The following is a 13045-nucleotide window of genomic DNA, read 5'->3' on the forward strand; positions in this document are numbered from 1 at the left end:
ACTGGCAATCTTTTGTCTTAAATTTGCACGCCCGTTTCAACCGGCAAAACATTAAAAATATAAGTTTCTCACATTAAGTCACATAGAAGTTATTCTCATTTTTTCTTAGACTGAGAACTCAAGATCAAGTTAAATAAATTGGAAGTAAAAAAAGCACAAAATGCAGAAGCAAGCTGGACTATTTGCCAGGAATGTCAAGGACTTGGAAAAAAAAGACAAAGGCTCAGCAAGAAAGCACGACTTCGTTACCAGAAAGAATTTGATCAATTTGAAAAAACTAAAGACGAAGGAACTGCACCAGTTCGTCCTAAAAGCCATCTAAATTCATGCTTAAATTGTACCGGATCCGGATTGCTTCATTCCACCAGCCACCCTGCAGCAGATAAAGAAAACTATCCACATGTCGCTATTATTGGTGGCGGTATAGGCGGAGTAGCTTTAGCAGTGGCATGTTTACACCGCGGCATTCCTTTCACTCTCTATGAACGTGATAATAACTTCGATGCCCGATCTCAAGGCTATGGACTTACTTTGCAACAAGCAAGTAAAGCAATTGAAGGATTTGGAATTTTCTCATTAGACGAAGGGGTAATTTCAACTAGACATTTGGTTCATACTACAGAAGGAAAAGTGATTGGTGAATGGGGAATCAGAAAGTGGTTGCAGTCAGACACAAAAACTTCACCAAAACGCACAAATGTACATATTGCAAGACAATCTTTGCGTTTAGCTCTACTAAAGCAACTCGGCGAACATAATGCAGTACAATGGGGACATCAGTTAATAGATTTTAAGAAATCTGAAGGTAATTGCATTAATTTAAATTTTAATGTAAATGGAGAGATAAAAAGCTTCAAGGCAGATCTTCTGGTTGGAGCTGACGGTATTCGCAGTTCGGTAAGAAGATTAATCATTGGTGAAGATATTACTCCCTTGCGTTACCTAGGCTGTATTGTGATATTAGGCATCTGTCCTTTGAGTGCTCTCAAAGGTATTAACAGCTCTTTATTAGACTCATCTACTGTATTTCAAACCGCCAATGGTAATGAGCGGATCTATATTATGCCTTATACCTCAGACTCAGTGATGTGGCAACTTAGCTTCCCGATACCAGAAAAAGAGGCCAAAACATTAAGTGCTAAAGGTCCTCAAGCATTAAAAAAAGAAGCATCTCGTCGAACTCAGTGGCACGATCCAATTCCTCAGATTATAGCAATGACTCAGGAAACTCAGATTTCTGGCTATCCTGTATATGACCGAGAATTACTCGACTCAAAATTATTAACGAAAGGAGGACAAGTGACTCTGATTGGAGACGCAGCTCACCCAATGAGCCCATTCAAAGGACAGGGGGCGAATCAAGCCCTGCTGGATGCACTCACGTTGGCCCGAGGAATCACAAGAGGATGTAGACCATTATCACAATGGAGAAAAGCTGGGATAAGAGAAAGTGTATTAACAGAGTTTGAATCAGAAATGCTAGAACGCAGTGCCATCAAAGTAAAAGATTCAGCCGATGCCGCACAGTTCCTACATTCTGAAATTGTCCTTCATGAGAGTGATGAACCGAGAGGACGATGTCTAAAGAAAAAATATAGATAAAAAGGGATCAAAAACTAATCAAACCTAAATATCGTAAGTAAAATTTAGGCATAAAAAAACTCCTTAATTCCTTAAGGAGTTTTTTGTGGGCGATGAGGAAACAGAACCTTCTTAATTTGTAAGAATCTGAAAAAGAGCTAAAACCACAAGAAACCCAGTAAAATTAATGATTTGTCAAAAATAATACTTACAAAAAAATTAAGTTGAATTAAGGTAAATCTGAATAAATTTGAATCTTTTCGGGAATATTTCGGGATTTTAACTATATTCGTATTCTCAAAATATTGGATATGAACCTAAAATATTTCATTAAAAAATCAAAATCGGCAACCTCAAATATTTATGTTCGTTTTTGGGACAGTAACAGAATCGACCAAACTGCGGGAACAAAATTAAATGTTCAGTTTGAGCATTGGAACAAAGATAAGCAGGAAGTTAAAAATATAGCCACGGTTACAAACAGAGATTTTACAAACAGTAAACTACGCAATTTAAAAACCTTTATTCTTGACCAGTACAACATCGATTTTAATTCACAACAAAATATTAATAACACTTGGTTAAAGACTCAAATAAATACTTTTTTTGGAAGAGTAAATACTGATGAATCCCATAAAATTTATTTTGTGGCTTGGATTGAGAAATTTATTGCCGATTGCCCCAATAAAGCAATGCCTCCTTCAGAAAGCACAATCATAAAATTCAATAGGGTTAAAAACAAACTTACCGATTATCAAACGCACTTCGAAACCAAACTTCGGTTTCAGGATATTGATTTGAAATTTTACGAAAGCTTTTTATTTTACTGCCAAAAAGTTGAAATGCTGAACAATAATACTGTTGGTGGATTTATTACCATTATAAAGAATTGGTGCAGTAAAATAGAAATTGATGGGTTGCCAATAAGTCCGCAATACAAACACAGCGATTTTAAAGCTATTTCAAATAAAACCAAAGATGTTTACCTCACAGAAGCAGAAATAGACACTGTTTTTAACTATAATTTTGAGCAACAGGAGCGATTGGATAGAACAAGGGACAATTTTATCATTGGATTGCGTACTGGACTTAGGATTTCAGATTTTATGAAATTAAAACAGCTCAATATTGTAGGTGATTATATAGAAATTGAAACTAGCAAAACCGAGCACCCCGTAGTTATCCCAATGCACAGCCAAGTAAAGGCAATTTTGCAAAAAAGAAACGGTGCACTCCCCCCTACTATATCTGACCAAAAATTTAATGAATACGTGAAAGAAGTTTGTAAAACCATTGGTTTTGCTGATATGGTGGATGGCGCAAAAATGATAAACAAAAAAGACGAAAAAGACTTTTTTGGAGACAGTAAAGTAAAAATAAAAAGTATGATGCGAAAAGAGTTTGGCTCATATCCCAAGCACGAATTAATAACCTCACACACTTGCAGACGTTCTTTTGCAAGTAATCTTTACGGAAAATTGGACAATCCAACCATAATGGCAATTACTGGACACAAAACCGAAACCATGTTTTTAAAATACATAAAAATCACTCCAAGGGAACACGCAGAAAAGTTAAAAGAACATTGGAAAAAAGTAGAAGCCGAAAAACAAGCCAAGAAACAAAAACTATAGAATATAAAATGACCGTTGATTACAAATATATAAGCAAGCCTTATACCTTAGACGAATTAGTGAATGGGAATCCCATTTTTAAAATATATTATGATTATTTATATGATATATATGAATGGGATTGCCAATACACTATTGAGGAAAATGATAAGGTAAAGGAGAAAAATAAAGTAGAAGGAAATGATACAGTAGAAGGAAATGATACAGTAGAGGAAAACAACAAAATGGAAGTCTTTGATTACACTGAAAAAGGGCATCTGGAATTGATTTTCAATGAGTTTTTAAATATACTTTCCTTACTGTTACATGATAAAACAACTTATAAAGAAACACTAAAATTAATAAAACAGAAAAATGAAGAAATTGAAATGTTTGGTGTTCTCACGGAGTGCATTCCCTGTATTTTAGATGAATACCCTTTTTCGTATGAATCAAATATTTTTAAAAAGACTGACAAAAAAAAGACTGGCAAAAATTCAGATGAAAATTTAGAATCTGAAACATTAGACCTAAATAAAGAACAAAAGAAATGCCTTTCGTTTATTGTGAAAAAATACGTGAAAGACATAAACAACGCTCTTACCAGTAAAAATATACATGATCTAACCCTTTTTTTTGATAAACACCTCAATAATAGTCTTTTGGAAATGGCAAGTATATTAAACCCCAATGCGAAAAGGAAAAATGACAAAATCAATATCTCCGATAGCTATATCACTTCAGAATCCCAAGAAGCATTGGACGCATCCCAAAAAGTTTTATTGCTTGAAGAGTTAATCAGAAGCGATAAATGGGGAAATGCATCCGATAGAAAAAAAGCCGAAATTATATCTCGAATCATTGATAAGAATCCCGACAACATAAGACGGACATTATCAGAAATAAACAAATCATTGTCTTCTGCTTCAAATAAATTCAAAGAAGATTTACTAAAGGCTCAAAACATAATTAAACTTTTGGGGTAACCTTTGGGGTATACCCCAGAAGTTAAAAAACATTCACCTACATTAAGTTTGCCGTAATATAATTTTAAAAACAAAAAAGAATATTATGGTAAACTTACTTCAATTAGAAAACACAAACGCTTTAGATTTCAAAAATGAAATTTTAAAAGGCATAAAAGACTGTCTTGCGGATTTTGCAACTACTTTGCAAAGCGAAAGCGACCAATTATTGACCAGAGAGGAAACGGCAAAAATGTTGTCAGTCTCATTGGTCACACTTTGGGACTGGACACGAAAAGACATTATTCCCGCCTACAGAATCGGAAATAAAATACGATACAAAAAAAGTGAGGTTTTAAAATCATTAATTCAAAAAAATCAATTTGAATAATTTTAAAACCAAACCAATGAAAGCCTTAAAAATTCTATACTCCATTAGAAATAAAAAGGAATTGCAAGAGCTGTATTTGAGCCAGATCACTGAATTGCATATCCTAAACGGGATAAACGATATACTTCGAGGAACCCGAATGTCAATTCCAGCAGGAATGCGAATGCATGCTCAAAATATCACTACACAAGAAGCTATTATTTTCATAGAACAAAACGGGATACCCGATGGCTATACTTTATCTGACGAATTGAGAACGATGTTAGAAGAATATCGGGAGTTCTTTAAAAATCAAAAAAGAACACACAAGACAGAAAAAAGTAAAGGTGTAACAACCTTTTAAAGCCTAACATTTCTTTTGCAAAGCTTTGCAAAGGCTTTGCAAAAGAAACAACCCCATTGCAAAGGAATTGCAATGGGGTTAAAAATAGATATAGTTATGAATGAAAAAAATCTAACCAAAGATATAATTTTAAAGCACACTACTGTAGAAGATATTTACACGAAATTTCTAAGCTTAAATGATTTCCCCAAAAGAAATATTTCAAGTCCGTTTTCTAAGGACAAAAAACCATCCTTTAAGGTATGGAAAAATGGAAGTTTCAAATGTAACAGTACTGGAAAACAGGGCGATGTATTTCAATTTGTTGCGGAGTTAAATAGCTGGGATTGCAAAAGCCAATTCAATGAAGTATTAAATGCCATTGCATCCGAAATGAACTTGACTTTAGCAATAGGAACCAACAAGAGAGCCTTTGCAAAGGAAAACCAACCTTTTGCAAAACCTTTGCAACAATTAGACGCAACCTTTGCAAAAGAAAAAAAGCCTTCACTTTTAACCGTTTCCACAAGGGAGTTCACAACATTAGATTTAGAGTACTGGAATAAATTAGGGGTTCAAAAAACAACATTGGAAAAGTATAAATTGCATTCTATTTCAAGTTATACATGGACGGATAAGAAACCGATTTATACCAAAAAGGAAAGTGTTGCTTTTGCAATTGAATTGCAGGAAAATTTTAAAATGTACATTCCCAATCAAGTTGAAATCGGAATTAAGAAAAATGTTTTACCTCCATTTCCAACGGAAATTTTCGGAATGGAACAACTCGGAACAGCAAAAAAAGAAAATCTAATCATTTGTGCGGGCGAAAAAGATGTAATCGTTGCTAATTCAAGGGGTTTTCACGCTGTAACTTTTGGAAGTGAAGCAATCCATCCAAAAGACGAACAAATTAAAAAATTGCATTCTCTTTGCAACAACTTGTTTATATGCTACGACAATGATAAAACAGGAGAAAACGGACGTAATGCAATCACAAACCGTTTTTCTGAAATCATACCCTTGAAACTTCCCGAAAATGAAACCTTTAAAGGCTATGACATTACCGATTATTTCCAAGAGCATTCTGCACAGGATTTTCAAAAAATAATGGACTTGGCAGTAAAAAATAAAAGTGTCACAACAGTTCAAAATGTTGAAAACAAAGACTTAACAACCATATTTCATATAGCAGAAGATTATTTACTGGAGCATTATGATTTCAGAAACAATGTAATTTCTCTTGAAATTGAAATTAGCCATAAAGACGAAAATAAATGGGCAGCCTGCAATGAAAATTCCCTTTGGTTGGAAATGCAAAAGAAAAGCATAAAAATTCCTTTAAATTCTTTGATTGCCATACTAAAAAGTGATTTCGTTCCGAACTACAACCCATTGATACATTACTTTGCCAATTTACCCCAATGGGACAAAGAAACGGATTATATAAAACAGTTTTCAGAATATGTTAAACTGGAACTGGGAGAGGATAAAGAACAGTTTGAATATCATTTTAAAAAATGGTGCGTAAGAGCCGTTAAATGTGCCATAGTTGATGATTATTTTAATAAACAGGCATTTGTATTAACCGATGATGGTAACGGGCAAAACATTGGTAAAAGTTCTTGGTGTAGGTTTCTTTGTCCAAACGAATTATCAAATTATATGGCTGAAGACATGAGTGACGATAAAGATGCGCGTATTTTGCTTTGCAAAAACTTTTTAATCAACCTTGATGAGTTGGCTGCTTTGTCCCGAAAAGAAATTAACCAGTTAAAATCCTATTTCAGTAAGGCGCAAATAAATGAGAGACTGCCTTATGATAGAAAAAATTCCATCATTCAAAGGGTTTCCAGTTTTATAGGTTCTACCAACATGACCACTTTTTTGCAAGACGAAACGGGTTCAGTTCGTTGGTTGTGTTTCATTGTAAAATCAATAGACTGGAATTACAAAAAAGAGTTTGACATTAATACTCTTTGGGCGCAAGCCTATGCCCTTTCAAAAGACAAAAGCTATGATGAAACTTTGAGTATTGACGACATTAAGCAAAATGAAATCCGAAACGAAAAGTTTCAAATTGTTTCTCCCGAAAGAGATTTGATACACAAACATTTTGAAATTCCTGCAAAAATTGAATCTGCTGAATTTTTAACATCGACAGAAATATTGCATCATATAAGTTTGTATACATCTGGGGTTAGACTCTCAAACATTGGAATCGGAAAAGCGTTAAAAAGCGCTGGCTTTAAACGAGATAAGCACAATCAAGTTTACGGATATTGGGTAAAAAAGAATTTCACCTAAAATAAATTTACAATAAAAAATAAAAATCACTGCAAATATGCTTTTCTTCTTACCCATCTTACCTAATCTTTGCTAAGTCCCATGACCATTGGGCTAACAGTGGGTAACTTAATTCTATTTCTTCTTACCTTATCTTGCCTATCTTACCTTTATTACAATCTTAAAACTATAAAAAAGTAGGTAAGATGGGTAAGAAGGGTAAGATAGGTTTTTTGACTCTTAACCCTTGGTATCATTGTGCTGGGTAAGATAGGTAAGATTATTTCGTTTTTTTTGACCCAATGAAAATTTTATTCCAAGTTTTATATTTTTCTGCATTTGTGATTGGTTCCCTAAGTGATTTTATTATTTATTGTTTTGGGTGGAAGTGATATTTTCCAACAATTTTGCCTTGTTCTAGAAAAAAAATACATCTACTAATAATTAGGGCAAAGCCAAACCGAATCCTTTATCCAAAATAAAGGCTATTTAAAGATTTCTCAAATCAACCCTCTAAGGTTTTTCATTACATCAATAGCTATTTCTCAGAAGAAGAAATTGAACCCAAAAGCTGTTTTTCCTGAAGATGTAATCGAATGCTTAGAACACCAAATGCAATAGTTAAACCGTAGTAACAAACAGATGTGTCTTTGTGTTTGTGTGTTTCTTGATAGTGGCGTTTTTTTGTCTTATCGCTTATTGTAAAAAAAGGCTATATGTCATTTTAACAAGATTAAACCTTTAAATATCACTTAAATATCACTAAAAATGGGTATTGTATATGCCAATAATTGAACCTAATCTTGTGCGAATTTTTATACACACAACTTTTAGTGCAAAAAAAAAGCACTTTTTTTAAATTAATACCCCTAAAAAAAAATGAAAAAAAAACACTTACTATCCCTATTGTTTTTCCCCCTACTTATACACTCTCAGGATATACTTTGGGAAAAATCGTATGGAGGTAAACATGCTGATTATCTATTTGATGCACAACCCACAGCCGATTATGGTTTCATATTAGCAGGGAGTTCCCTGTCTGATAAAACCGGAAATAAAACAGATAACAATCATGGAGATCTGGATTACTGGATTTGGAAAATGGATGAAAAAGGCGAACTCGATTGGCAAAAAAGTATCGGAGGCAGTGGTTTTGATTTGCTTCAAAGCATCAAAAACACCACAGATGGAGGCTTTATTTTGGCTGGAACCTCAAACAGCCCTCAAACACCTACAGGAGCCATTGGCAACAAAAAAGAGAACTGCAAAGGAATTACTGATTTTTGGGTAATCAAACTCAATGCTAAAGGAGAAGAACTGTGGCAAAAAACAATTGGCGGCAGCGGTCAGGATGAACTCCTATGTGCTTTTCAAACCATTGATGGAGGTTATATGCTCGGAGGCTCTTCCAACAGTACTCTAGATCCCAAAACAGACCTTACAGAAAAAGGTACTATAGATGTAAAACCCGACTTAACGGGTAAAACCGAAAAATGTAGAGGCAACATGGATTATTGGATTGTAAAATTGGATAAGACTGGCGCTGTACAATGGCAAAAAACATACGGTGGAGAATATGCAGATGTACTGAGAAGCATGGAACAAACCTCAGATGGAGGGTATATCTTGGGAGGGTATTCTAATTCATCTCGCTCAGGAGATAAAACGGAAGCTAATACTGGAATTGGTGATTACTGGATTCTAAAAATTAATAGTGAAGGGAAAATAGAATGGCAAAAAACCTATGGTGGCAATGGAGACAATCAATTGTACGTAATTCATCAAACAGAGGATGGTGACTATATAGTAGGAGGAAATTCTAACAGCACAACACCTCTTACCACTTTAGGAGGCAATGTGAGTAATGGAACCGATTACTGGATATTGAAACTGAATGAAAAAGGCGAAGTTCTTTGGAGTAAAACCTACGATTTTGGAAAAGTCGATATTTTGACCTCCTTGGTCGAAAATAAAGATCATACCTATCTCATTGGCGGATATGCCCAAAGTGAAAACAAACAACCAAGAGAAGGTCTGGTTGGAAAAGCAACTAACCTTGTAAACAAAGATAGAGAAGGAATTAATGATTACATCGCCTTAAAAATTGATGAAAAAGGCGAAGAAACCTGGAAGAAAACAGTAGGAAGTGGCGGAGAAGACATACTACGCAAACTAATAGAAACAAGAGATGGCGGCTATCTTATGGCTGGAACCTCAAACTCCAATGCCTCTAAAGATAAAAACGGAAATATTGGCGGAAATGATTTTTGGGTAGTAAAGATAAAAGACAAAACCAAACTAGAGAAAGTAAAAACAAGCGTAGAGGCCATTCCTAATCCAACAGTGGCATTTACCAATATTATCATAGGCTATGAATTTGAAAACGGAACAGCAACTGTAGTAGATATAGCAGGTCGTATACTACAACGATTCCCTATTACAGAGCGAACCGTTCCGGTAGATTTAAGCCAATATCCCGAGGGAATTTATGTCGTGAACATAAAAACCAATGTACATAGTGATGGAGTGAAAATAATAAAAAAAGGAAAAAATTAAAAGAAACACAATGAATAGAATACATACTACCAACAACAGTATCAAATATGCATTTTTTCTGTTGTTCATTTTTACATCTTTGCATACTCTTGCACAGGATACCAGTAAATTTTTACCCAATATAATCCCACCATCTCCTACAGCGGGAGAATTGGGTAAATACGGCAACGTTCCTGTTGGAATGTTTACTGGAGCTGCCAATATTTCGGTTCCGCTGATTACTTTTAAAACAAAGGATTTAGAATCACCCCTATCGCTTTTTTATGGTTCTAATGGAATAAAGGTCGATGAAGTTGCCTCAAATGTAGGATTGGGTTGGAATCTTAATTTTGGAGGCGTAATCACCAGAACCGTAAGAGATAAATCCGATGATAATCAAACAGGAGTTTACCCACCAGATAATTTATCAACTGCTACCAATGCAGAAAAATTACAATTTTACAGAGCAGCAGGACAGGATAATGCGGATACTGAAAGAGATCAGTATTCTTTTAATTTTAATGGCAACTCAGGGAAATTTGTATATGATAAAAACGATGCACCGGTTTTTGTAAACAATCAAAAAATTAAAATACAAAGAATCGGAACTAATAATGCCGATTTTCTATTGACTACCACCAATGGTGTCAAATATTATTTTACAGAAGAAGAAACCACCACCTTTAGAAATATGGGGGCTGGACATTCTGTGATAAGTGGGTCTACAACCGCATGGTATTTAAGCAAAATAGTGCATCCTAACGGGTCTGAGATTTATCTTACCTATGATGACACCAATATGGATTACACGGCATCAAATTCCCAAACACTCACCATGTCCTATCCTCAAATACAAAATGGTTGTGAAGGAGCTCCGTATACTTATGCTCCAACACTTAGCGGTATTGTTTCTTACAAAATGACCGTTATTGGCAAAAGAGTAAACAAAATATACAGCAATAATAGCAGTGATGGCTATATCACTTTTGCTTATACGGCTTCGGGAGTTAATGAAGAAGTACAAGGTAATAGCAAAATTGAATTCATTTCCCAATACAATGCTGATGGAGTTGTGATTGAAAAAATAAGCTTCAATTATTTAAAAACAGCCAATCAGCGTGTTTTTCTGCAAAACATCACATTTATAGATCCTACTAAAAAATATGCTTTTGAGTATGTAAACCAGTCAAGTTTTCCTAAAAGACTTGCAACAAGTCAGGACCATTGGGGGTATTATAATGGTAAGAATAATACCAATTTAGTACCTAAAAACATAGCCGATTTTAATACAGGCTTAAACAATATAGAGTATAGTGGAGCCGATAAAGAACCGAATGCAAATTTTGCTAAAACAGGATTATTAAGTAAAATTATTTACCCTACCAAAGGATATACTGAGTTTGATTATGAGAGCAATACCTATTGGGGAAAAAAAACAACTTATCCTCCAAAAACAGAAGAAAGCATAGACTTGACCTTTACAGATGAGGATGGTGATAATTTGGATGATAATGGAAATGAGAGATCCCTTACTATTACCTCCCCAATTGATCAAAGAGTTGAATTTAAAGGATTTGTTGTTTATGTAAGTAAAGAAGAGCCTAAATACGATCAGAATGGCAATCCAATACCAGATCCTGCAGACTCCGGAAATTATAATGCTTACATGCAAATAAGTTGTACCGATTCTCCAGATACGTATCTTTCATTTTATGATATTACTCAGTTTGGAACTAAAAATTATTATCCCAGCAGTTTTACTATTATAAAGAAAAAAACCAATTTTTTTTATTTTGATGCAGTAGCAGGCAAGAGTTATAAAATTAAACTTGTAAAAAGAGGGATTCGAGTTACAGCAAAGACTGATATTGTGTATTATGCTACTCTCCCATTAACGACAAATACAAATATAGAAACAGGTGGTGTTCGAATTAAATCGACCAAAGACATTACAGAGCCAACTGCTAAAGCCAACTACAAACGGTATTATTATGGCAGCAAGGACGATATAAATCATTCTTCGGGAGACAAAGGAAAAACTCCTTTTTATATGGATATAGAACTTCTAAGAAGGACATGCCAAACTGGACTTGGTAATATTTTTATAGATAATACCAATCTCGTGGTTAGTTCCAGTAGTATAATTTCTTTGTTTGATACCGGCAGTAGCAATTGTTTTTATAAATATGTAACCATTAGTGAGGGTGGGGATGCTTTTGAGAATGGTGGAGAAACAAAAGAATTCATTATACACAGAGATAATTGGGAAGATGATTTTGATACTAACGGTGAACCGGTAACAGTAGATCATAGTGTAAATGGTAATAGCAAAATTTTAGGGACAGTTGATATTAAAAGTGCCCCGCTTACTAATTTCGGATGGGATAATGGTCTCGAGATAAAATCACAGGTATTTCAGAAAAGAAACGAAAATGCTTCATTTGTAATTGTAGCCGAGAATGAAAATAAATATAAGTTAGATACTTCTTATTCCAACGAGGTAAGGGGGTATAATGTTCGAAAACATTTTAACGATCCCTTCTCACTTTCTGAAATTGTCGATAATTTGAGTATAGTAGAATACAAAACAAAATCATACTGGTTTTATCTGGAATCATCCATATCCAAAAAATATAATCTTAACGGACTAAATCCAGTAGAAACAATAACAACCTATGGATATAACAATCCATCACATCTTCAGCTGACTTCGCAAAGCACCAAATCCTCAGCAAAGGAAACATTAGAAACCAAGTATTATTATCCTCTGGATTTAGCTATGGCTTCAGAACCTTTTGTACTGGATATGATAGCAAGCAATAGAATTGATTCTCCGCTGAAAACAGAAACCTATAGAGGGAATAGCAAACTATCCGAGCAAAAAACAGAATATGCAAAGGATGCCACAACAAGTAATTTGTTATTGCCTAAGTTTATTTACGCTGCAAAATTTCCTAATTCATTGTCTACGGCAAATTCTTTGGAAAGAAAAATTACATTCGACAAATACGATGAAATTGGGAATATTCTCCAATATACTTTAGAGAGCGGAACACCAGTGGCAATAATCTGGGGATACAATAAAACCAAACCGATAGCCAAAGTCGAAAATGCAACTTATGAACAGGCTAATGCTGTTTATTCGACAAATGACAATACTTTCAGAAACAGTTTACCAAATGCGATGATTACTACTTATACTTATATTCCTTTGGTAGGAATAAAAACAGTTACCGATCCCAAAGGCTTAACAACTTATTATGAATATGACGAATTTAATCGTTTGAAAGTAGTAAAGGATAGTCAAGGAAAAATTGTAACAGAAAACCAATATCATTATAAAAACTAAATA

At 34.4% G+C, this 13045-nt stretch carries 8 protein-coding genes; all 8 read left to right on the forward strand.

Annotated elements, in window-relative coordinates:
- The first annotated feature begins 138 nt into the window (after positions 1-138).
- The 8 genes from OZP08_RS00655 (at position 139) to OZP08_RS00690 (ending at position 13042) form a co-directional block, all read left to right on the forward strand.
- Entirely contained in the window at positions 139-1602 is a 1464-nt protein-coding gene (locus tag OZP08_RS00655; RefSeq protein WP_281322736.1) for an FAD-dependent oxidoreductase, read from the forward strand.
- A gap of 290 nt (positions 1603-1892) precedes the next feature.
- Entirely contained in the window at positions 1893-3215 is a 1323-nt protein-coding gene (locus OZP08_RS00660; RefSeq protein ID WP_281322737.1) for a tyrosine-type recombinase/integrase, read from the forward strand.
- Entirely contained in the window at positions 3167-4180 is a 1014-nt protein-coding gene (locus tag OZP08_RS00665; protein ID WP_281322738.1) for a hypothetical protein, read from the forward strand. Before OZP08_RS00660 ends, OZP08_RS00665 begins: the two co-directional genes overlap by 49 nt.
- Positions 4181-4265: 85 nt before the next feature.
- Positions 4266-4550 carry a helix-turn-helix domain-containing protein gene (locus OZP08_RS00670; protein ID WP_268847829.1) on the forward strand — a complete coding sequence of 95 codons (285 nt, stop codon included), beginning with the start codon at positions 4266-4268 and terminating at the stop codon, positions 4548-4550.
- A gap of 16 nt (positions 4551-4566) precedes the next feature.
- The gene (locus OZP08_RS00675) at positions 4567-4893 is read left to right on the forward strand and encodes a hypothetical protein (RefSeq protein ID WP_268847830.1); all 327 of its coding nucleotides are present in this window, start codon (positions 4567-4569) and stop codon (positions 4891-4893) included.
- 96 nt (positions 4894-4989) lie between these two features.
- On the forward strand, positions 4990-7179 hold the full coding sequence (locus tag OZP08_RS00680; protein ID WP_281322739.1) for a VapE domain-containing protein: 2190 nt from the start codon (positions 4990-4992) through the stop codon (positions 7177-7179).
- 858 nt (positions 7180-8037) lie between these two features.
- Positions 8038-9714: a T9SS type A sorting domain-containing protein gene (locus tag OZP08_RS00685; RefSeq protein WP_281322740.1), complete on the forward strand. Its 1677-nt coding sequence runs from the start codon at positions 8038-8040 to the stop codon at positions 9712-9714.
- A gap of 10 nt (positions 9715-9724) precedes the next feature.
- A complete protein-coding gene (locus OZP08_RS00690; RefSeq protein ID WP_281322741.1) occupies positions 9725-13042 on the forward strand; it encodes a hypothetical protein in 3318 nt (1105 codons plus the stop codon).
- The last annotated feature ends 3 nt before the right edge of the window (positions 13043-13045 follow it).

Source organism: Flavobacterium aestivum (assembly GCF_026870175.2).
GTDB lineage: Bacteria > Bacteroidota > Bacteroidia > Flavobacteriales > Flavobacteriaceae > Flavobacterium > Flavobacterium aestivum.